This is a genomic window from Ferdinandcohnia sp. SAFN-114 (assembly GCF_059415045.1).
Genome location: NZ_JBPFDQ010000050.1, coordinates 18,701 through 40,870 on the forward strand (window position 1 = coordinate 18,701; position 22,170 = coordinate 40,870).

The window sequence follows — 22,170 nt, forward strand, 5'->3', positions numbered from 1 at the left end:
ATCATTCATCCTCCCCGATTGTTTGGATAATGGTCATGGTTACTCCTACAACAACTAAATAAACACCGGTATCGAATAATACAGCAGTGGCAAGTTCTGTTTTCCCGAAAATTGGTAAATTAAAGTAACCAAATGTATGGGATAAGAAGGGAACATCGAAAAAGAATGAACCCATTGCAGTTAAAGTTGCAATTAATAACCCGAGAGCCGCAACCTTTTTAAAGTCAAAAGGCAAGGCTTTTTTTACTGTTTTCATATCGAATGCTAATAGGAGAAGGACGATTGCTGCAGCAGAAATCAGTCCACCGATAAATCCTCCTCCTGGAGTATTATGACCTGCAAAAAAGAGATTCAAGGAATAGGCAAGAATAATGAAAACAGTTATTTTTGTTGCTGTTTGTAGGATTAAATCATTTGTTTTCATCCTTCTTTCCTCCTTGTTAAACGTAATTTGATCATTGTAAATATACCTAGTGCAGCAATACCAAGCACGGTAATTTCAAACAATGTATCAAAGCCACGGAAGTCTACTAATATGACGTTAACTATATTTGTACCTCCGCCTTCTTTATAACTATTTTCTACAAAATAACTTGAGATAGAATCAATCAATCTTGTGCTATTTGCTGAAATTGCAAGCAAAGTGACAATGGTTCCAACCCCTAATGAAATAATTAGGTTTGTAAGACGAAAACGCATTGGTTTTTCTTTTTTGTGTAGCTTTGGTAAGTGATAGAAACACAAAAGGAATAATGAGACTGACACTGTTTCAATTACGAGTTGAGTCAACGCTAAATCAGGTGCTCGGAATAGCACAAAGAATAACGAAACTGAATAACCAACTGCACCAAGTGCGATAATTGCCGTAAGCCTTGATTTCGCGAAAACAGTTGTCGCAACTCCACCAACCAGAACAAATGCTAGCACAGCTTCAAAAAGTCGAACTGGCGCAACATGTGTTAAATCAAAAGCAAATGCATTTTTAATAATAAGCGCACTTCCAATTGCTAAGATAAAGAACGCAAACATAATAACTAAATAGTCACGAATAACTCCAGTCATATAGAAGCGATTTATCTTTGATGCAGACCTCTCCATTCCAATAATCCCATTGTCATAAAGATTGTTTAAAGTTAAACGCTTGGAAAAGACATTATAAATGCCTGTCCATTTTGCAAGCGAGAGAAACATAAGAGTTCCTAACACAACAACTCCAATTGACATAAAGAGCGGTGCATTCCATCCGTGGAAATATTCAAAATGAACATGATAGGTTGAATCGCCAACAAGTAAGCTTGGAACGATGGATGTCACAGCTGGTTCAATTAAACTTGGAGCCAGAATGTTTGAAAATAAACCGAAAATGATAACAAGTGAAGCTAGGATAATTGGTGAAATTAACATCCCAATTGGTGCTTCATGTGGTTTTTTATCTAGCTTTTCAAACTGAGCCTTTCCAGTAAAGGTTTTAAAGACAAGGATCATACTGTAAATGAACGTGAAAACACTGGCAACCCAACCAATGATAGGGAAAAGAATACCTAATGTTTCCATATTGAAAATATCAAGTGTTGTTGCATTTACAATTGCTGTAAAGAATGCTTCTTTACTTAAGAAACCATTAAATGGTGGTAGACCTGCCATTGAAAATGCACCAATAACAGCCAATGTGAATGTAATTGGCATTACGGTCATTAATCCACCAAGTTTGCGAATATCACGAGTACCGGTTTCATGGTCGACAATACCTACAACCATGAACAAACTTCCTTTGAATGTCGCGTGGTTTATTAAGTGGAAAATAGCGGCTACTATTGCAGCCAAATAAATATTGGTATCAAGATGATCATAATGAAGAGCAGCTGAACCAATTCCTAGTAGGGACATAATCATCCCCAGTTGACTTACTGTTGAAAATGCAAGAATACCTTTTAAATCTGTTTGTTTAACCGCACTAAATGAGCCCCAGAACAAGGTAATGATTCCGAAGGTTGATATAATCCAAAACCATTCACTTGATCCAGCAAAAATAGGACTTAAGCGCGCAACTAAATATATACCTGCTTTTACCATTGTCGCTGAGTGTAGATACGCACTAACAGGAGTTGGTGCTTCCATTGCATCCGGTAACCAAATATGGAATGGAAATTGAGCTGATTTTGTAAAAGCACCTAGTAATATTAATAGCATCGTCGGAATGAATAGTGGATTTGATGGTAATGTGTCCACTTGAGCAATCATTTCACGAATACTGAATGTATTCGTCATGAGTGATAGTAAAACAAATCCAGCTAGCATGGATAAACCACCGAACACGGTGATTAACATCGATTTTTGTGCACCATACCTAGACTTTTCCCGATTATGCCAGTATCCAATTAGTAAAAAAGAAGATAGGCTTGTTAACTCCCAAAACGTATAAAGCATAATCACATTATCTGAGAGGACAACCCCAAGCATAGCTCCCATAAAACAGAGCAAGTACACATAAAAGTTATGTAGGGATTCTTTTTCCTTTGATAAGTAGTAGATAGAGTAGAGGACAACTAATGCACCAATACCTGTAATCAGTAAGGCAAACAAGAGTCCTAAACCATCAATGTACGCAGTGAAATTTACACCAATGGAAGGTATCCACTCCGCAGTACGAATGATCGGATTTCCATTCATCGTATCCTTCATAAATGGAAAGAAATAAGAAAATAGTAGTACAGGTAGAATTAGTACAAACCAACCTGTATGAATCCCTCGCAAATATTTGCGTAAAAAAGGAATAAAGATAGCCAATATAAATGGAGATAATATGGCCAAATGTAAAAGTGACAAAACAGTACCCCCTTAACCTATTCTTTTTTAGAGTATATAACAATTAGTGAGAACTTGCATGCCTTGCAATTCCTAGTGTTACCAAGAATTTCAGTTGTTATTAAATATGTAGGAACACGTATTTTTTGACTGAAAAAAGTTTTTAAAATGATAGTAAAAATAGTGCTTATAGTTCTTTTTTAGAAAATATTATTGTTTCAAGTTAACTTGAGAAAGCTTGTATGCTATCAAACTTATGTCCTATATTTAGATTCTAGCATTTAGATAGAATTTTGTGATATGTTAGTAGTGTAATAAAGTACAGTGTGAAAGGAGGAGGTTAAGGTTTTGCCTTAACTATATAATTTTATGAATATCTGGGATTCTATTGTTACTTCCGTTCAGGAAGCTAGTGGTTTTTATTTTTTATTTGAATTGGCAATCATCGTTTTTGCAGTAAAATTGGTAGGGCATCTCAGTACCAAAATCGGACAACCTTCTGTTTTTGGAAAACTATTAGTCGGAATTATACTAGGTCCTTCCTTATTAGGAATCATCCACCCGAATGAATTAATTAGTGAATTGGCTGAGGTTGGGGTAATTCTATTAATGTTTTTAGCGGGGCTTGAGACAGACCTGAAAGAATTTAAGAAAAATGCATTTGCATCTACATCCGTAGCTATCGGAGGGGTCATTTTACCATTCTTAGGTGGAATGGGATTATCGATTGCTTTTGGATTTGATACAACCGTAGCTATCTATATGGGTGTCTTATTGGTTGCGACGAGTGTAAGTATTTCTGTTCAGACATTACGGGAATTAGGTAAGTTAAAATCAAGAGAAGGGGTTACCATCTTAGGTGCAGCTGTCCTTGATGATGTTTTAGGTATTATTATCTTATCAGCCGTTTTAGGATTAATGGCCGGTGGTGCAGCAGGTGCAGGCGGAATCAGTTCTATTTTAATATTACTTGTTAAAATCGCTCTCTTCTTTGTCCTAGCAATTGCAATCGGTTATTTTGTATTACCAAAATTATTAAAAGTTTTCCAACGCTTTAACGTTTCACAAACTGTACTATCATTTGCTGTAATTGTTGCGTTGTTATTCGCATATATGGGAGAGGTCTTTGGAGTTGCAGGAATCGTTGGTTCCTATGTTTGTGGTCTAATGCTTAGCTTAACACCGCAAAGTGAGGAAATGACACATAAAGTGGAAACCTTCAGTTATCCATTTTTTGTACCACTTTTCTTTGTGAACATTGGACTGGTTGCAAACTTTAGAGAAGTTAACCCAGAAATCCTCTGGTTTAGCATTCTATTAGCTCTTGTTGCAATCGTAGGTAAAGTTCTAGGTGGTGCATTAGGGGCTAAAGTCGCTAAGTTTAGTACATCAAGCTCATTCGGTATTGGGGCAGGAATGGTTGCCCGTGGTGAAGTGGGATTAATCATTGCGATGATTGGTATTGAAAGAGGCATCATTTCAAATGATCTCTTCAGTTCAGCGATTATTGTCGTAATCGCGACAACACTGGTAACGCCTCCACTTATCAAGCTCTTGATGAAAACAGAAACGGATGGAAACCAAATTGAAACCAAAAAAAGTGTAGGCTTCTAACAATTAAATGTTAATGAAAGAGGGACATGGGTTTAACCCATGTCTCATTTTTTTTTAAAAGTTTGTATAAAACCTCTTTTTATAATAAATGCTAGTAGCAAGAGGTGAGTTTTGTGAATGTAAAAAAAGGAATTGTGGCAATTGCGATTTTTGCCTTCTTGTTTACTATAGCGTGGGTGATTCACGACCAAACGAAGAGAGAATATATCGTAGAAGAACAAATCGATAGCCAGCAGCAATTTCAAATACAAACAATTGATTCTACACAAACTGAGGAAACCACGGTCTATCCAAAGTTCAAACCCCGTGAATACATTCGGATTGAACATCGAAAATAAAAAAGGATGGGACAAAAAGCATCTCATCCTAAAACGTACTGTTATTTCTTACCATTGGAACCGGAATAGCCTTATTATGGAACATCATAATTAAGATAGGACATCCAAGAAGAGCCAAGAGAATAAATAAACTAAATAATAAATTCGAGGTTAATGAAATACCAGCTTCATAACCAGCATTCATATAATCATCGTATAGTGCAGCGATTTCTTGATCATCAGGGAAATTTGAAAGCATTAGGAATTCTTGGTTTTCTGTATCATAATAAAAGAATTCATGTTTTTGAATATAAAAAATGCTATCGCGTTTTAATTTATATGCTACGTGCCCTACGACAACATTTGCTTTATACGTATCAATTTCTTCTTCATTTTTCTCTGTGCTTGGATCATCCGCGGTGATGACTTTTGTAATTTCTGCTTCCTTTGTAATGGTATTAATCACATCAGCAGAACCTTCCGCATAATAATTTATTTCCTTCAATTTCTCATTAACCGCTTTTGTGAAATCTGATTCACCAGAAGCACCTGCCGTACTTAAGAAGGTGAAAAAAGCAAAACAACAGATAAGTATTAAAAAGAATAACCCTTTTTTCATCTAACCCCTCTTTTCTCAGAATAGTAGTCCTTACTCTATATGTATTTACAAAAAAGAGATTTACCACTAAAATCGAAAAGAACAACACAGTGAAGTATTGATATGAGGAATTGAAAATGAAGAATACATATTTTACGAGTTACTTTCCGCTTATTTCTATTATCCTTTTTAGTGTCTCTTTTGCGGTTTTGACGGAATTGAATACATTAGAGCTACTTAAGCAAATTGGTATTTACCGTGGCATGCAGGAGTTTTTCTCCCCAACCTGGATTAATTTTGCGATTTTTTTTGTGTTTTTCCTGATTTATTTCATGATATTTGCCGCTTTAAAATTAATCTCGAATACATTGCTTGAACTTTCTCTTTTGTTTTTCACGAGGGACAGTAATGGAGAGAGTTTACCAAAAATCCGAGTAGGTTCCTTCTTCTATCTTTTTGGAGGTACGGTTTCACTTGCTTTTGTCCAGTACTTTTATGGCATCGTCATTGTCCTGTTACTTGCAACTCTTGGATATTTTATTTTTTTCGTCTATAAAATTCAGGACACCTTAACTTTCGGTGGATTAATTGGATTAGTCTTTTTTCATACACTAAGCTGGTTCACGTTTTTTATGACGGTAACCTATGTATGTATACGGTTATACAACAGTATTATCGCTAGCTTACCAATCTAAAAAAGCGAGCCAATTATTGGCTCGCCTTCATAATATCCTTCCATATATAAATTTGCGGTTTGCTTGATTCCATATAGTAAATGCTTTTGTTTTGATCATGCCCAACCCATACACCAGCTGTGTATTTTTCGGTTAATCCGACAAACCATAGATCTTTTACATCATTTGTGGTTCCTGTTTTCCCACCAATATAATCACTTGAAAAATTCGCTTCTTTAGCTGTTCCAGATTTTACTACGTCCTCAAGTAATGACTTTACCTTTTGATTAGCTGAAGGACTCCAAACCGGTGAAGGTTGTTCCTTCCATTCATATAGGATCTTTCCTTGTAAATCAGTTACCCTCGTAATTCTACGAGCTTGAATAAATTCACCATTATTTGCAAATGTTGCAAATGCATTTGTCATTTCTAAAGGGGACATTCCGTATGTAAAACCGCCAATGGCCGCGGGTAAATGGTGGTCTTCTTTTACCACCTTTGAAAAGTTAAGTTTATCTAAATACTTGAAACCATTCTCAACCCCAACCTTTTCAAACAGTCGAACGGCAGGGGTATTATAGGAATACTTGAAAGCCGTTTGTAAACTAACATTTCCATACTGGCCACCGCCATAATTTCGCGGGCAATATCCGTTCTTGCAATAATTGTTTGCATTAATAGTCTGTGAGATAGAGGAACCGGTTTGATCAAGATAAGGTGCATAAACAAGCAATGGTTTAATCGCTGAGCCAGGTTGACGGAATGCTTGGTATGCACGGTGAAAGGAAAACTTTTCGTAATTTTTCCCCCCAACAATCGCGACAAGTTGATTCCTGCCATGTTCGATAACTGCAGCAGCACCTTGAACGTTTGCGTTTGGTAAATATCGTTTTACGGAATGGATAGCGGCTTCCTGTATTGTAGGATTCAATGCTGTTTCGATGATGATCCCAGATTTAAGAATTTCTGCTACCTTAGTATCTAATTCTTTCTGCAGTTTTTCTTTTTCAGTAATTGAAGATATTGAATTTATTTTTTGATTAAATCCTTCTTTTTCAGCAATTAATTCCTCAAACTCTTGATAAATATAGGTTGTATAATCAGGATACCGGTCGATAATGTTCTCCTTTTTTGTAAGTTCGATTGGTTCATGTATGGCTTTTTCATATTCCTCTTTTGTGATTTTGCCTGCATCGACTAAGTTAAGTAAAATTCGCTCTTGTCTTTCTTTAGTATTTGAAAAATGCGTAACTGGATTATAAAGTGAGGGATTATTTGGTATGGCACATAAAAAGGCAATTTTCGCAAGTGAAACATCTTTGATGGATTGATTAAAATAAAGCTGAGAAGCAGTTTCAATCCCATATGCCCCATTTTGAAAATATATTGCATTTATGTACAATGTTATTATTTCTTCTTTAGAAAGGTTCCGCTCAAGTTGGTACGAATACAAAAGCTCACTTAACTTTCGGTTATAGGTTTTTTCGTTGGTTAAATAGAGATTTCTTGCTAGCTGCTGCGTAAGTGTACTTCCACCTTGGTCAATAGAATCATTTTGTAAGTTAACAAGAGCAGCCCTGCTTATTCCGGATATATCAAAGCCTAAATGCTCATAAAAATGCTGATCTTCAATAGTAATAAACAATTCCTTCACAATTTGCGGAATCTCGTCCTTAGTGAGAGTGAGCCGATTCTCACTATGATGAATCTCTGAAATAACATTTCCAGTTCGATCAGTTATGTAACTTGTTTGTGGTAACACAACTTTATTAATTGGGATTTTTTCATCCAGCACAGCTGGAAAACTTTTTGCAACTTTCAATTCTCCAGTCAATTGGAATAGTACAAACAAAAACAATAGAAAAAGGAAAAAAGTGATAATGTATCCTGTTTGTCTTCTCATAATCTAACACTCTCTCAAAAAGTTATACTATTATTATATATAATCAAATGCGCCTTGGCGTATTTGCGCCCGATTTTTTCAAGCATGCTATGAAAAATTGTTGCATCCACCGGATGCTTACACCCACGGATAAAATTAAAACAGATGGCAATCGCCATCTGTTTAAGCAGCTTGTTGAGTTGATTTTTGAGAATGCCGAACAACACTTAGCCATAAGATTATAGCACCGGTTAAAAAAAGGCCACTTGTTACGAAAAAGACAGTAGAAATTCCGAAAAATCCACTAAGAATTCCACCAGAGATCGGACCGATAACATTACCTAAAAACCGAAAACTTACATTATAGCCCTGAACTTCGCCTTGCATAGAAAGTGGTGCAACCTGACGGATATACGCAGTCATGCAAGGAATGAGCCCTCCAACCGCCATACCAAATAAAAATCGGCAAACCACAAGCTGCCATAATTCGGTTACGAGTCCTTGCGGAATAAACATTATCGAGGACGCAAGCAAGAGGAATGTTAGGATTTTTTCATGACCAATGCGGTCACCGACTTTACCCCATTGTCTCGTAAATAATAAATTTCCAAAACCGGTCGCGGAAAATGCCATTCCAGCTAAAAACACAATATTACTACTGTCTGTTAAATGCGTGACATATAATGCAAGTAAGGGCTGAATACTAAAATTAGCGACTTGGATGAGTGTTGAGATAAGCATAATAGTTAGTAAAACAGGATGTCTGAGAATATGGATTAAAACCTCTTTGCGTGTATACTTTTTTGCAGTAGTACTTGTTTCATTGGTCCGTACCTCTTTAATACCAATAGCAACGAGTCCGACTGCCCCTAAAATGACGATTGCAGTAAGGACAAAGGTATATTGGAAACCGACTGCATCTGCAAGCAATCCACCTAATAAAGGGCCGAATAATGCGCCTGACACATTTCCCATTTGAAGTGTTCCTAACGTTTTTCCGGCAATTTCTTTAGGAGTTTGTGCAGAAATGAGGGCAAGGGAGGTTGGAATAAAACCTGTCACAGCACCCATGAAGAGTCTTAAGAAAAATAATTGCTTTACAGAGTGCACATAGCCCATTAAAAAAATACTAACGGCAATACCAATGCCTGTAATGATAAGAATTTTTTTATAGCCATTTCGATCACCAAAACGTCCCCATATCGGTGAAATAAAAAAAGCCGTAACAAAGGTTGCTGCAAAAACTAATCCAGCCCACCGTTGTACAAAGCTATCTGAATAATCACCAAATGTTTCGATGTATAAAGAGAGAAATGGCATTATCATTGTAGCACTTGCAGCAACAAAGAAATTGGCAAACCACATGATCAAAAGATTTCGCTTTGCTGTTTGAATCGGAAACACCTTCTTAACTCGAATATTTCGACTTACTAAATATTATAGAATATTATTGTTACTTAATCAAATACGCCTTGCCGTATTTGCGCCTGATTTTTTAGGCCCACAGGATGTGGGTCACAAAGACGTTCCCACAGGAAGTGGCGTTCTTATTCTTTGATCTTAAGTTCGAAAATTTCCTCTGAAAAATCATGGCATCCGCCGGAGGCTATAATTATATTCAAACGGGCCCAAAGCCCGTTTGAATATAGTTAAGGAGAAATAGCATATATATTATAAATATATTCTGAAAAATGCAGTAAACCGTGCTATAATATTTAAAAGATGTTCGTCGGTTTTGTATTGTAAAGGTAGTATTTCATATTAATAGACTGATATGACAAAGGAGGTTAAGGAGTGGATAATCAGCATCAATACTTGTTTATTGATTTTGAATTTACTATGCCAGAGAAAAAAAACAACCCACAAGGATTTTACCCCGAGATTATTGAAGTTGGCCTTGTTTGCGTGAGAAACCAAAAAATAATCGAACAATACTCATCATATGTGAAACCAATAAAATTTCCTACATTAACAGAACGATGTAAATCCTTTTTAAACATTTCTCAAGAGCAAGTCGATCATGGTATCACATTTCAGGAGTTGGTTAATAAGCTCGCAGGGTATGAAAATCATTCATCTAGTACCATCATCACATGGGGAAATATGGATATGAAGGTATTGCGCCATAATTCTCAACGGGCTGGAATTCCTTTTCCTTTTAAAGGAAAGCAAAGGGACTTGTCCATGGAATATAAACGCTTTTTTGGGGACCAAAATCAGACAGGTCTTTGGAAGGCGGTTCAAGAGTACGGCAAAGAAGGGACAGGCAAACATCATTGTGCCCTCGATGACGCACTTACAACCTTTAATATATTCAAATTAGTCGAAAATGATAAACGCTATTTAGCCAGACCCGAGCCAACAACTATCGGCGATCGAGTGGATTTCTCGAAAGTATTAAATAAGTTTGCATTATAAAAAACCAATTCGCTAATCAAGTGAATTGGTTTTTATTTTTATCATTTGAAAGCACTGTCGAATTTTTACAATTGATTTGAAAAATAATCGCATCCCGTTAGGATATCCTAATTTCAAAAGGAGGGATGCATTATGTTTATTGGCCATAAAATAGAAAATCCACAAACTGTATGTTTATATATAGATCCCCAGTTGGAGGAATTTTCAAGTGAAATTGGTATACCGGAACATGGAAAAAAGCTTCATCTAAACGAAAGCATTCGAATGTACCTCAAAGAAAAAGTCCCTACCCTAAATCCGAATATCGTAAAAGTCATGATGGGGACAATGGTAATCGCTACAATTACTTTAGTGGGAGGACACCAATCCTCTAAAGTAGAAGCAGCGAGCAATAACCAAGCAAGTACCCAAACAACACATACGGTTGCAAACGGTGAAACACTATATGGAATTGCAAAACAATACAATTTAACCGTGTCCCAGGTAAAACAATTGAACCATTTAACTGGTGATATGATCTACCCAGGACAAACACTTGTAATTAGTGAGGCCAAACCTCCACAAAAGACAGCAACGTATACGGTAACCCGTGGAGACACACTTTACTCCATTGCTAATTCTTATAACATGAGTGTTGATCAAATAAAGCAATTAAATAATCTAACTTCAAACACCATCCATGTGGGACAAACCCTACAAGTAATCGGTACTGCACCTCAGACTACTCAAATACAAGGCAACACTTATACTGTGCAACCAGGGGATTCTTTGTATTCGATAGCCCAGCGTGCTAACACAACGGTTGACCAAATCATGAAAAATAATAACTTAACATCATCGATGCTATATGTGGGACAAAAATTACAACTAGGAACTACAGCGAAAGCCCCACAGCAAAATGTAGCAAGTGCTACATATACTGTAAAAGCAGGAGATACCTTGTATGGAATTTCTCGAACTTATAATATGAGTGTGACAGAGCTTAAAAGCATCAATAATCTGGCAACAGATACACTTTCAATTGGACAAGTTTTAAATGTGAGTGGGACTGCTCAAGCTGAACAAGGAACACAAAATCGTGAGCAGGTGCTTCAAGATTTAGTGAATGACTCTTATAACTTTGTAGGAATTCCGTACCTGTGGGGAGGAACGACAACAGCAGGATTTGATTGTTCTGGTTTCGTTTCTTTTATGCATGCACGGCATGGAATTGACATCCCAAGAACCACCTCAGCAGGCTATTATACGATGGGTTCGCCTGTCTCTAAATCAAATTTACAACAGGGAGACCTCGTGTTTTTTGCGGTCAATGATACAGGCCGAATCTCCCATGTTGGCTTTTATGTAGGGAATAACAAATTTATTTCCGCCACATCCTCAAAGGGAATAGACGTTGTTTCGATGGATAATACGTATTGGTCCAAATACTATGTAGGAGCCAAGCGGGTTTACTAAAAAATAGAAAAACCTACGGAACAATTTAATCCGTAGGTTTTCTATGTTTTCGGCCAATAATTGTGATTTATGGCCGATAAGATAAAAATATGGCCGATAAAATAAATTTACGGACAATAAATAAATTTGATGGTCATTAGCCCAAAATTCAACTGGAATGACTTATTTAAAATAATCCTTCTCCAACACGTTCATGTTTTCAAGACTGCGCAGTGCCCATTCTGTTCCTTCAGCTTCTAAATCATTTTTTGCTTTTTCCACTGCTTCTCTTAATGAGGATTTATATTCTGGAACGTCCTCTGTGTAATGACGTACCATCTTTTTCGGAACATTTGTCTGCTCGTTAAATGCAAGTGCTCTCCGTTCTTGAAAAAGTGGAACATGAACATCCTTCGGTGAATGAATGTCCCCTTGCATTGGATGCTTTAAGACAGCCTTTACCTTTACAAGATAATGCTCAGGCTTAATTGCTGTAATTTCTCCAATATATTTTCCAGTCTTATAAATTCCAGTTACAATGTCACCAACTTTAAATTCATCAGACATTTCAAATCACTCCTTCTGCATATTTATAACTCTATCCATTATAACCGACGTCATTCGAACAAGCATCTTATAACACGTCTTAGGTTTGTGTTATAATGTAAAAAGCTATCATTCTAGGTTGAAAGGTGTGTAGGAATGCTGCTTTTACCAGTATTAAACCTGTTTCTATATTTCCCTGAGGATAAAACAGAATATATTCCAGCTGCAATAACCACTGTTATTTGCTTAATTGTTGCGTTTATTGTGTTCCGTTTATTTATCAAGCATTCGAAAAAAGAACAAGCGAAAGCTGAGGAACTAGAGAAGCAATTAATAAAACATGACAAAAACAATCTCACGAAGTAATTTTAGGTGATTCTATGGAAAATCAACAGGCCAATTTACAAATTATGATTGTGCTGCAAGAATGGGATCCACTAGGTTATGGAGTCGGTTCCTATGAAACAGAAGCGGTGGATGTTTTACAGGCAGCCCATCAATTTGATAATCCAAGTAAATTAGCAAGAAAAATACAGTCTATTTTTGAATTCTCTTTTGAGGAAGTCATCCCGCTAAAAGAGTGTGAGAAAATGGCTGTGAAACTCTTAGCCATTTTAAATAATGCAACGTGCGAACTGTAAAAAAGATGGGGCAACCCATCTTTTTTGTTTATTAAATTTGTTTTGTACGGGTCATTGCTGATTTGGACGAGGAGGAATATTGGCTCTCTTGGTTTACCCTTCATAGACGTGAAGAAGAGGACTGGAGCGGAAACTTATGTTACAAATCCCCTTCATAGACGCGATGAAGAGGAAATGAGTGGGAAAAGCCGCACCAAACCCCCTTCATAGACGTGATGAAGAGGAAATGAGTGGGAATAGAGGTACCCAATCCCCTTCATAGACTCGATGAAGAGGAAATGAGTGGAAATAGCCACACCCAATCCCCTTCATAGACGTGATGAAGAGGAAATGAGTGGGGATTGCCGCACCCAATCCCCTTCATAGACCTAATGAAGAGGAAATGAGTGGGAAAAGCCGCACCCAATCCCCTTCATAGACCTAATGAAGAGGAAATGAGTGGGAATAGTGGTACCCAATCCCCTTCATAGACGTGATGAAGAGGAAATGAGTGGGAAAAGCCGCACCAAACCCCCTTCATAGACGCGATGAAGAGGAAACGAGTGGGGATTGCCGCGCTCAGTCCCCTTCATAGACCTAATGAAGAGGAAATGAGTGGGGATTGCCGCGCTCAATCCCCTTCATAGACTCGATGAAGAGGAAACGAGTGGGGATTGCCGCACCCAATCCCCTTCATAGACCTAATGACGAGGAAATGAGTGGGAAAAGCCGCACCCAATCCCCTTCATAGACGTGATGAAGAGGAAATGAGTGGGAATAGAGGTACCCAATCCCCTTCATAGACGTGATGAAAGGGGATTGGACCTAGAACAGCTAGATAAACTGTGAAATATATTCGGATACCTTCTCAGGACATTCTTCCGGAACCAAATGTCCTGTATTCTTAATGGCAACAAAACTAGAATTAGGCAGGTCCTGATGAAGCCTTTTTCCTACAGAAATTGGAACGACTCGATCTTTTTCTCCCCAAATTAATAAGACAGGATGCTTGATCTTTTTTAATTCCTCAGACGGTAAATCTCCCTCACGATGGCGAATCATTCGTGTTAATCCCATAAAAATTCGGTTATCCATAAAGGGCTCTGTATATCCATCAATCATTTCTTGGTCAATGAGCTCATGGTTATGCACGACATTACGTAAATTATGTAATACCCCTTGCTTAGCTAGCTTCCTTTTTACAATAAAATGAAAATAGGGAAGATAGGAAGAATAGATTAAAGACTTTGGCATTCGTTTCATATAGCCTGAACTGCACAACAGTATTAATTTATCTACTAAATCAGGTGCTTGCTTTGCAATGTATAGACATATTTGTCCACCCATCGAATGGCCAACTAAATTCACTTTTGAAAAATGAAAAGACCGAATCAAGTCACATACCACATACGCGATATTTGAATAGGAATATGTAAAGCTAGTCGATTTTTCACTTTTCCCAAAAGGGGGAAGGTCAATTGATAAGATGGTATACTCTTCCTCTAAAAAGGGAATCAGTCTTCGAAAGCTAAATGAGGATGATAAAAAACCGTGCAACATGACAAGAACGGGCTTCTTTTTATTATGTTGGTATAACTCATAATGAAGATTTACTCCTTTAATTTGTATCGTATCCATTGATAAACGTCCACATCCTACACTATTGATTTATCCCTATTTTTACCTAAGGGGATAGAAAAACTCATAAAATTTCGAATGAATATAAAATAATTCAATATACTATTCATTTATCTGATATAATAAATGACAAAAATTCATTTCAAATTACTAGGAGTGACCATTATGCAGTTACAGGAAAATGAAATTGAAATACTTGAGATAATTGAAAACAACGGACGACTTCCTGTGGAAACAATTGCAAAATTAGTTGGCAAAAGTGTTGATGAAGTCGATGGCATTATTCAAAAACTTGAAGATCAAAAGATTATTGTGGAGTATAACACAATCGTTGACTGGAAGAAAGTTGAAGGTCATGAAGGTGTAACAGCTATGATTGATGTCAAGGTAACCCCGAAAAAGGGTGTAGGCTTTGATGAAATTGCTAAACGCATCTATCATTTTAAAGAAGTAAAATCGGTTTATTTAATGTCTGGTGCATATGATTTATCTGTGGTAATTGAAGGTAAAACGATGTCGGAAGTTGGTTCTTTCGTATCTGAAAAGCTTTCAACACTTGATTCTGTTCTTTCGACTACAACACATTTTATTTTGAAAAAATACAAACATGATGGAACTATTTTTGATCAAGGTGAAGATGACAAACGGATTGTGGTGACACCATGACTTCTCAGTACCTTTCTAAAAAAGTTCAAGAATTACAACCTTCCGGAATCCGTCGATTCTTTGATTTAGCGGTAACGATGGAAGGTGTCATCTCGTTGGGTGTGGGTGAACCTGATTTTGTAACACCTTGGTCAATTCGGGAAGCAAGCATCCAATCTATCGAGTCAGGAATTACATCTTACACTGGAAATGCAGGACTTCTTGAACTACGACAGGAAATTTCAGCTTATTTACATAGGTCATTTGGGGTGAAATATACTCCTGAAAATGAGGTTATTGTGACGGTTGGCGGAAGCCAAGCAATTGATTTGGCATTGCGTGCAATTGTCGACCCAGGTGATGAAGTTATCATTGTAGAACCAACCTTTGTTGCGTACAGCCCAATCGTTTCGCTTGCAGGTGGAGTTCCAATCCCTGTACACACTAGACCTGAAAATGAATTTAAGCTACAGCCAGAAGAAATAGAAAAAGTAGTAACAGAACGTACAAAGGCCATTATTATTTGTTCTCCAAATAATCCAACAGGAACTATGTTGAAGAAGGAAGAACTTGAAGCAATTGCTAAAATTGTGGAAAAGCACGATCTACTTGTGATTTCAGATGAGATTTATGCTGAGCTTTCCTACGAAGGCAAATATACAAGTTTTTCAAGTATCCCTGGGATGTTTGAGCGCACAATCCTGGTATCTGGATTTTCAAAGGGTTTTGCTATGACTGGATGGCGCTTAGGTTATTCTGCTGCTCCAAGGGAAATTTCGGAAGCAATGTTGAAAATTCATCAATATACAATGATGTGTGCTTCGACTATGGCTCAGTACGGAGCAATCGAAGCACTTCGAAATGGACATTCAGATGTAGAATATATGAGAAAAAGCTATCGTCAGCGTAGAAACTTTTTTGTATCTTCGTTACAGGAAATTGGACTAACTTGTCATATGCCAGGCGGTGCTTTCTATGCATTTCCGTCTATAAAAGCAACAAGATTATCATCTGAGGAATTTGCGCATCGTTTACTAATGGAGGAAAGGGTAGCAGTTGTCCCTGGTAATGTATTCGGTGAAAGTGGTGAAGGGTTTATTCGCTGCTCATATGCATCCTCACTAGAGCAACTCCAAGAAGCAGTCAAACGAATGGGCCGATTCTTGAAAAACAACAATCTTTTATAAAAAACTGTATAAAAAAATGGACAAAACCAATTTTGGTTTTGTCCTACATACAAAAGGGGAATACTAGAAAGCCTTTGAAAGTAGTATCTCCAATAATCACCTATTTTAAACACCGCACAGATCCCGCTATTATCGAAATGATAAATATTACCTCTTTCATAATTTCATCTCGAAATGGTAACTCTAAAAGCGAAAAGGTTCTTTTTTTGAATAAATGGCCATTCTGTGTTATAATTATTTATTGCGTATATAAAAGGTATGTAAACTAAAGTTTTAGGAGTTGGGTAGCATGACAGAAAAATTCGAAGTAGGAAGTGTTGTTAAGGGTAAGATTACAGGAATTCAACCTTATGGAGCATTTGTTGCTTTAGACGAAAATACACAAGGTTTAGTTCATATTTCAGAAGTAACTCATGGTTTTGTTAAAGATATTAACGAACATGTTAAAGTTGGCGATGAAGTAAATGTAAAGATTTTATCTATTGATGAAGGAGCAGGAAAAATCGGTCTATCAATTCGTGCAACTGAGGAAGCACCAGAAAAGCCGGCACAAAGAACTGCTAAGCCAAAAAAACGTCCAGCACAAGCACAACCAGCAAATGCTGAAAGCCCTCAAGGTTTCAACACTTTAAAGGATAAGCTTGAAGAGTGGATTGAACAATCGAATTTTAACTAAGAACCAGAAAAAGAGGCATTCACTGAATAGCCTCTTTTTTTACATATATAAAGAAAAATAGAAGATAATGTTAAGAGCAAACTGCTTTACAACATGTTGTAACATTGCCATAATTTTTTACAGGAGGCGATAATTTTGGAAAACTTTACATATTACAACCCAACTAAGCTTATCTTTGGTAAAGGTCAGGTACAAGAACTTAAAACTGAAATACCCCAGTACGGAAAAAAAGTATTGCTTATATATGGTGGCGGTAGTATCAAGAGAAATGGTTTGTACGACCAAGTCATTGACCAATTAAATGAAATAGGGGCAGAGGTACACGAGTTTTCTGGAGTAGAACCCAATCCTCGTTTGTCTACAGTCAGAAAAGGAATCGAAATTTGCCGTAAGGAAGGCATTGAGTTTTTGCTCGCTGTGGGCGGTGGAAGTGTTATTGACTGTACAAAAGCAATTGCAGTGGGCGTAAAATATGATGGTGATGTATGGGATTTTATGTCTCGAAAAGCAGTGGCTACTGACGCTCTACCTTTAGGAACAGTTTTAACAATAGCTGCGACAGGTTCAGAAATGAATTCAGGATCTGTCATTACAAATTGGGAAACGAATGAAAAATATGGATGGGGAAGCGCTGCGGTGTTTCCAAAGTTTTCAATATTAGATCCAGTTTATACATATTCACTGCCAAAGGATCAAACGGTGTATGGAATGGTGGATATGATGTCACATGTGTTGGAACATTATTTCCATCATGAACCTAACACATTAACCCAAGATAGATGGTGTGAGTCTATACTAAAGACGGTCATTGAAACGGCGCCAAAACTAATTAATGACTTAGAAAATTATGATTACAGAGCAACCATTATGCTTAATGGAACGCTTGCACTAAATAAAATGTTAAACATGGGATATAGTGGGGATTGGGCTACACATAATATTGAACATGCCGTATCCGCTGTTTATGATATTCCTCATGGTGGTGGACTTGCGATCCTATTCCCGAATTGGATGAAGCATGTTCTGGATGAAAATGTAGACCGTTTCAAGCAATTGGCGGTTCGTGTCTTTGAAGTCGATACTGAAGGAAAAACGGAACGTGAAGTAGCACTTGAAGGGATCGAAAAGCTAAGAGAATTTTGGAGCAGCATCGGTGCACCATCAAGATTGGCAGATTACGACATTGGTGAAGAAAACCTTGAACTAATGGCTGACAAAACAGTTGTATTCGGTGAATTTGGTCGCTTTAAACTATTAGGCAAACAAGATTCGCTTGAAATACTAAAAGCATCTCTATAATTGATCGTTATAAACTGTGAAAAAGGCTCATACTACATGTGTGAGCCTTTTAACTTTATTCACCCCCATGGCTATATAAAGTTAAAGCTATCGGCGGAAGCCACTATTTTTCGATGGGAGTTTTTTCTGTAATTAACTGGTGCTAAGCCCCCATGAAGGGCAACTACCAGTAAATGCCCGATTGGTTCAACTAACAAACGGCAGAATAATTTCTACTGATTGAAGCTTCACTGTATCTCGCAGTAAGTTCAAAGACTAAGAACACCACTGCTTGTGGCAACTTCTTTATGACCCACGTGGGCCTAAAAATCGGGCGCAAATATGCCAAGGAAGATTTGCTTTAATTATTTTTTCAATGGTTACGCTTACAGTAAGCCGGCGGTCTTGATTTAACAGAAAAGTTTGGTTACAGTGAAAAGAGGCATTGAAAATTAAAGGGTGGAGGTATTAATAATGACACATGTTCGTTTCGATTATTCAAAAGCATTAACTTTTTTTGGAGAACATGAAATTACATATCTACGTGATGCGGTTAAGGTCGCACACCATTCTATACATGAAAAAACAGGCGCAGGTAGTGATTTCTTAGGATGGGTAGACCTTCCTTCCGAATATGACAAAGAAGAATTTTCACGCATTCAAAAAAGTGCTGAAAAAATCAAATCAGATTCTGACATTTTACTAGTAATTGGTATCGGTGGTTCTTATCTTGGTGCTAAAGCAGCTATTGATTGGTTAAACCACTCCTTCTATAATTCCCTAACAAAGGAACAGCGTAAAACCCCACAAATCGTATTTGTAGGGAACAATATCAGTTCTACATATATGAAAGACCTTATGGACTTACTTGAAGGTAAGGATTATTCAATTAACGTCATTTCTAAATCTGGAACAACAACTGAACCAGCACTAGCCTTCCGTATCTTCCGTAAAATGTTAATTGAAAAATACGGAAAAGAAGAAGCACGTGGCCGTATCTTTGCAACAACTGACAAAGCACGTGGCGCATTAAAAACTTTAGCAACTGAAGAAGGCTATGAATCCTTCGTTATTCCTGATGATGTTGGTGGCCGTTACTCTGTTTTAACAGCTGTTGGACTACTTCCGATTGCCGTAAGTGGTGCAAATATTGAAGAAATGATGAAGGGTGCACAAGCAGCAAGTGTTGATTTCTCTAAATCAGAGCTTGAAGAAAACGCTGCTTACCAATATGCTGCGGTTCGTAATGCACTATACAACAAAGGCAAAACAATTGAAATGCTAATCAACTATGAACCAGGTCTTCAATATTTCTCTGAATGGTGGAAGCAATTGTTTGGCGAAAGTGAAGGGAAAGACCAAAAAGGAATTTACCCATCATCAGCAAACTTCTCAACAGACCTCCATTCACTTGGACAATATGTTCAAGAAGGACGACGTGATTTATTTGAAACAGTCATTAATATCGAGAAATCCCGTCATGAATTAATTGTTGAAGCTGAAGACAATGATTTAGATGGATTAAATTATTTAGCTGGAAAATCAGTGGATTTTGTTAATAAAAAAGCATTCGAAGGTACAATGCTTGCTCATACAGACGGAGGCGTACCAAATCTAATTGTCCATGTACCAGAAATGGACGAGTATTCATTTGGATACCTTGTGTACTTCTTTGAAAAAGCATGCGCGATGAGTGGATACCTCTTAGGTGTAAATCCATTCGACCAACCTGGTGTAGAAGCATATAAAGTAAATATGTTTGCACTATTAGGTAAGCCTGGCTATGAAGAGAAGAAGGCTGAACTAGAAAAACGCTTATAAGCTGAATCATTGTAAAAGGGATTCCCGAATGGAGAATCCCTTTTAACTTTTTATAATTAGAATGTGATCATTTTTTCGTATTTCAAGTGAAAGAGGAGGATTAATTGTTATTTCTTCGCCTCGCTTAATTCCGATTAATATTTTTCCTTCCTTTAATAAAGTTTCACTCGCTTTTTGAAAAGTCAGTCCCACTAAATCAAAAGTAGTTTCCAAAAACTGAAGTTTAACACCTTTTAAATCAACCAACATGGACAGTAATGCATCAGACACTCCATGTGAAAAAATACTATTGACCATCACCAAACTTGAAAGCCGGTTTGTTTGGATAATTTCATCAGCACCACCACGCTTTGCATTTTGAATCTGATGAGTGGTTAATATTTCTACAATTGTATAAACCGTTGGATTCAACCCTTTTATCGCGAGTAGTGTCAGGATGGTTAGCATATCAGCATGTACTTCATCCTTGCCTTGGTCGGCAGTAACTAAGACCATATCTGCATTCTGAACATTTGCTTGTTTTAATGTTTCATCACGAGTCGGATCCCCTTTAATAAAATGAAAATGATTGCCAGGCATCGGGTTCTTTTCTAAGGAATCATCAATTAACAAAATTTCAGTTGCTGAACCTGGAGCTTTAAGAAACGAAATGGTTTCCCTTACACGTTCATTCCATCCAATGATAATTATGTGTTTTTTTCCGTGGAATCCTGACGTGCCTTCAAGGTATGCATTTTGGGTAACGAAGGTTGCAGTTGAAATTGCAGCGAAATACCGGGTTACAATGCCAGCACCGATAAAGATAAGAAACATCCCCACAATTCTTCCTATTAATGAAGTTGGAGTATAGTCACCGTACCCTACTGTTGCAGCGGTGACAATCGACCACCAAACCCCATCGAAAACGGTTGGAAAGTTTTCGGGCTCAATTAAGTGAATAATGGAGCCAAAGATGATGATGACTAATAAAACAATCCCAACGAGCTTGGCTATCAAAAAGCGCTTAAAAAAGGAAGCTAAGATACTTGTTAACAAACACTCCACTCCTTTTTACATCTATTTTTTTTCCTCTTTTGGTAGAAAGGCAAAGATCTCTTTTATAATTGTATTAATCCTACGAGTAATCTCCTCTTCTCCAAAGGTTTCCTTCGCTTTTTCAATGGCTTCAATAACTTCTTGATCAAATTCAATCAGGGGCTTGTCTTCTTCTGCCTCATTGTATAACTGAATGACAACATCTATGCCTTCATTTAACCGATCAATCGAATCACTAAGTGTCTTCTTCTCATTTTCATTAAGCTTCATACGTTTACTCCTATCCTTGGTCCTTTCCTATATAGTGTGTTCAAAAACTTGCTATCTTTGCATAAATTTCCTAGAAATTCGGAAACTATTGGAGGGAAGAAAATATTAATTTGGAGTGAGTAGAATGGATATTCGTAGAGCAAAGCAAATCTTATCTTCATCAAATGAAGTAACCGTTCATTATCAAGGTACTTCAGTATGGATTGATAGCTGTGATGAGCAGGGGAATATGTGCACAGTACACCTAAGAGGTAGGGAGCATGAAAAAAATATTGTCCCAGTAGCTGAATTAGAGGAAATGTAAGTACATAAGTCTTTTGAGCCGGTTGAGTTTAGTTGGTGTAACCTGGTGTTACTCTGTCTGAATCATCCGGGCATAGTGTCTTGATTTAGAGGTAACTGGTGCTCAGAGTAAATGAGCCTAGAATTCTTACATAGAGTACAAATTACATGTTAAGGCTGTCAGAAAACCCTTGTATTCGGACTCACCGTAGGGTTTTCAGGTTCACAGAGTCCGAATGAGGCTAACATACAGACACAGGGGATAAGTTTCTGGTTGAGTCTGTCAGAAAACCCCTTGTATTCGGACTCACCGTAGAGTTTTCAGGTTACTGAGTCCGAATTCTCCTGTCATTCTATAAATGCTAACCTAAGAATGTACAAAAGTGATTGTTTAAATATGTACACTTTTGACGAATTTTCTGCATAATAT

Annotated in this window: 22 protein-coding genes; 13 read left to right on the top strand and 9 right to left on the bottom strand. The window is 37.2% G+C overall.

Annotation, left to right across the window (positions count from 1 at the left end; genetic code table 11):
• Position 1: 1 nt before the first annotated feature.
• Together ACR65M_RS16275 and ACR65M_RS16280 are read right to left on the bottom strand one after the other, a co-directional pair.
• Entirely contained in the window at positions 2–424 is a 423-nt protein-coding gene (locus ACR65M_RS16275; protein ID WP_099361754.1) for a Na(+)/H(+) antiporter subunit B, read from the bottom strand.
• Positions 421–2,826 carry a Na+/H+ antiporter subunit A gene (locus ACR65M_RS16280; RefSeq protein ID WP_440273813.1) on the bottom strand — a complete coding sequence of 802 codons (2,406 nt, stop codon included), beginning with the start codon at positions 2,824–2,826 and terminating at the stop codon, positions 421–423. Before ACR65M_RS16280 ends, ACR65M_RS16275 begins: the two co-directional genes overlap by 4 nt.
• 348 nt (positions 2,827–3,174) lie before the next feature.
• On the opposite strand from ACR65M_RS16280, the gene ACR65M_RS16285 reads away from it, so the two are divergent.
• Positions 3,175–4,419, top strand: a complete 1,245-nt coding sequence (locus ACR65M_RS16285; RefSeq protein ID WP_341330528.1) for a cation:proton antiporter — start codon at positions 3,175–3,177, stop codon at positions 4,417–4,419.
• Positions 4,420–4,532: 113 nt separating this feature from the next.
• Entirely contained in the window at positions 4,533–4,757 is a 225-nt protein-coding gene (locus tag ACR65M_RS16290) for a hypothetical protein (protein ID WP_440273814.1), read from the top strand.
• A gap of 28 nt (positions 4,758–4,785) precedes the next feature.
• Here the strand turns inward: ACR65M_RS16290 and ACR65M_RS16295 are convergent, their stop codons facing one another.
• Entirely contained in the window at positions 4,786–5,355 is a 570-nt protein-coding gene (locus ACR65M_RS16295; RefSeq protein ID WP_440273815.1) for a hypothetical protein, read from the bottom strand.
• Positions 5,356–5,471: 116 nt separating this feature from the next.
• Between ACR65M_RS16295 and ACR65M_RS16300 the strand changes: the two genes are divergently transcribed.
• On the top strand, positions 5,472–6,029 hold the full coding sequence (locus ACR65M_RS16300; protein ID WP_440273816.1) for a DUF5366 family protein: 558 nt from the start codon (positions 5,472–5,474) through the stop codon (positions 6,027–6,029).
• A gap of 13 nt (positions 6,030–6,042) precedes the next feature.
• Here the strand turns inward: ACR65M_RS16300 and ACR65M_RS16305 are convergent, their stop codons facing one another.
• Together ACR65M_RS16305 and ACR65M_RS16310 are read right to left on the bottom strand one after the other, a co-directional pair.
• Positions 6,043–7,911, bottom strand: coding sequence for a transglycosylase domain-containing protein (locus tag ACR65M_RS16305; protein WP_440273817.1), 1,869 nt, complete (start codon positions 7,909–7,911; stop codon positions 6,043–6,045).
• Between the two features lie 162 nt (positions 7,912–8,073).
• Complete coding sequence (locus tag ACR65M_RS16310; protein WP_440273819.1) at positions 8,074–9,255, bottom strand: MFS transporter; 1,182 nt, start codon at positions 9,253–9,255, stop codon at positions 8,074–8,076.
• A gap of 429 nt (positions 9,256–9,684) precedes the next feature.
• On the opposite strand from ACR65M_RS16310, the gene kapD reads away from it, so the two are divergent.
• Both kapD and ACR65M_RS16320 read left to right on the top strand, forming a co-directional pair.
• Positions 9,685–10,308 (top strand): 3'-5' exonuclease KapD, encoded by a 624-nt coding sequence (kapD, locus tag ACR65M_RS16315; RefSeq protein ID WP_121446173.1) that lies wholly within the window; start codon positions 9,685–9,687, stop codon positions 10,306–10,308.
• Between the two features lie 132 nt (positions 10,309–10,440).
• A complete protein-coding gene (locus tag ACR65M_RS16320; RefSeq protein ID WP_440273818.1) occupies positions 10,441–11,763 on the top strand; it encodes a C40 family peptidase in 1,323 nt (440 codons plus the stop codon).
• Positions 11,764–11,925: 162 nt separating this feature from the next.
• Here ACR65M_RS16320 and kapB read toward each other — a convergent pair whose 3' ends face one another.
• Positions 11,926–12,309 (bottom strand): kinase-associated lipoprotein KapB, encoded by a 384-nt coding sequence (gene kapB, locus ACR65M_RS16325; protein WP_341330534.1) that lies wholly within the window; start codon positions 12,307–12,309, stop codon positions 11,926–11,928.
• A gap of 135 nt (positions 12,310–12,444) precedes the next feature.
• On the opposite strand from kapB, the gene ACR65M_RS16330 reads away from it, so the two are divergent.
• Both ACR65M_RS16330 and ACR65M_RS16335 read left to right on the top strand, forming a co-directional pair.
• Positions 12,445–12,654: a hypothetical protein gene (locus ACR65M_RS16330; RefSeq protein WP_341330535.1), complete on the top strand. Its 210-nt coding sequence runs from the start codon at positions 12,445–12,447 to the stop codon at positions 12,652–12,654.
• A gap of 14 nt (positions 12,655–12,668) precedes the next feature.
• Positions 12,669–12,929, top strand: a complete 261-nt coding sequence (locus tag ACR65M_RS16335) for a DUF1871 family protein (RefSeq protein ID WP_121446170.1) — start codon at positions 12,669–12,671, stop codon at positions 12,927–12,929.
• A gap of 813 nt (positions 12,930–13,742) precedes the next feature.
• Here ACR65M_RS16335 and ACR65M_RS16340 read toward each other — a convergent pair.
• Entirely contained in the window at positions 13,743–14,546 is an 804-nt protein-coding gene (locus tag ACR65M_RS16340) for an alpha/beta fold hydrolase (RefSeq protein ID WP_341330537.1), read from the bottom strand.
• A 165-nt stretch (positions 14,547–14,711) separates the two neighbouring features.
• Here ACR65M_RS16340 and ACR65M_RS16345 point away from each other — a divergent pair, with 165 nt between their 5' ends.
• The 5 genes from ACR65M_RS16345 (at position 14,712) to ACR65M_RS16365 (ending at position 20,153) form a co-directional block, all read left to right on the top strand.
• Positions 14,712–15,212, top strand: a complete 501-nt coding sequence (locus ACR65M_RS16345; protein WP_099361766.1) for an Lrp/AsnC family transcriptional regulator — start codon at positions 14,712–14,714, stop codon at positions 15,210–15,212.
• On the top strand, positions 15,209–16,378 hold the full coding sequence (locus ACR65M_RS16350; protein WP_341330538.1) for an aminotransferase: 1,170 nt from the start codon (positions 15,209–15,211) through the stop codon (positions 16,376–16,378). Before ACR65M_RS16345 ends, ACR65M_RS16350 begins: the two co-directional genes overlap by 4 nt.
• A 289-nt stretch (positions 16,379–16,667) precedes the next feature.
• The gene (gene yugI, locus ACR65M_RS16355; RefSeq protein ID WP_121449589.1) at positions 16,668–17,054 is read left to right on the top strand and encodes a S1 domain-containing post-transcriptional regulator GSP13; all 387 of its coding nucleotides are present in this window, start codon (positions 16,668–16,670) and stop codon (positions 17,052–17,054) included.
• Positions 17,055–17,189: 135 nt separating this feature from the next.
• Positions 17,190–18,353, top strand: coding sequence for an iron-containing alcohol dehydrogenase (locus ACR65M_RS16360; RefSeq protein WP_341330539.1), 1,164 nt, complete (start codon positions 17,190–17,192; stop codon positions 18,351–18,353).
• Between the two features lie 453 nt (positions 18,354–18,806).
• A complete protein-coding gene (locus tag ACR65M_RS16365) occupies positions 18,807–20,153 on the top strand; it encodes a glucose-6-phosphate isomerase (protein ID WP_341330540.1) in 1,347 nt (448 codons plus the stop codon).
• Positions 20,154–20,195: 42 nt separating this feature from the next.
• Here ACR65M_RS16365 and ACR65M_RS16370 read toward each other — a convergent pair whose 3' ends face one another.
• Together ACR65M_RS16370 and ACR65M_RS16375 are read right to left on the bottom strand one after the other, a co-directional pair.
• A complete protein-coding gene (locus ACR65M_RS16370) occupies positions 20,196–21,188 on the bottom strand; it encodes a potassium channel family protein (protein WP_341330541.1) in 993 nt (330 codons plus the stop codon).
• 21 nt (positions 21,189–21,209) lie between these two features.
• The gene (locus ACR65M_RS16375; protein WP_341330542.1) at positions 21,210–21,458 is read right to left on the bottom strand and encodes an atypical membrane-integrating protein (Mistic protein); all 249 of its coding nucleotides are present in this window, start codon (positions 21,456–21,458) and stop codon (positions 21,210–21,212) included.
• Between the two features lie 124 nt (positions 21,459–21,582).
• On the opposite strand from ACR65M_RS16375, the gene ACR65M_RS16380 reads away from it, so the two are divergent.
• On the top strand, positions 21,583–21,762 hold the full coding sequence (locus tag ACR65M_RS16380) for an H-type small acid-soluble spore protein (RefSeq protein WP_121449594.1): 180 nt from the start codon (positions 21,583–21,585) through the stop codon (positions 21,760–21,762).
• Positions 21,763–22,170: the final 408 nt, after the last annotated feature.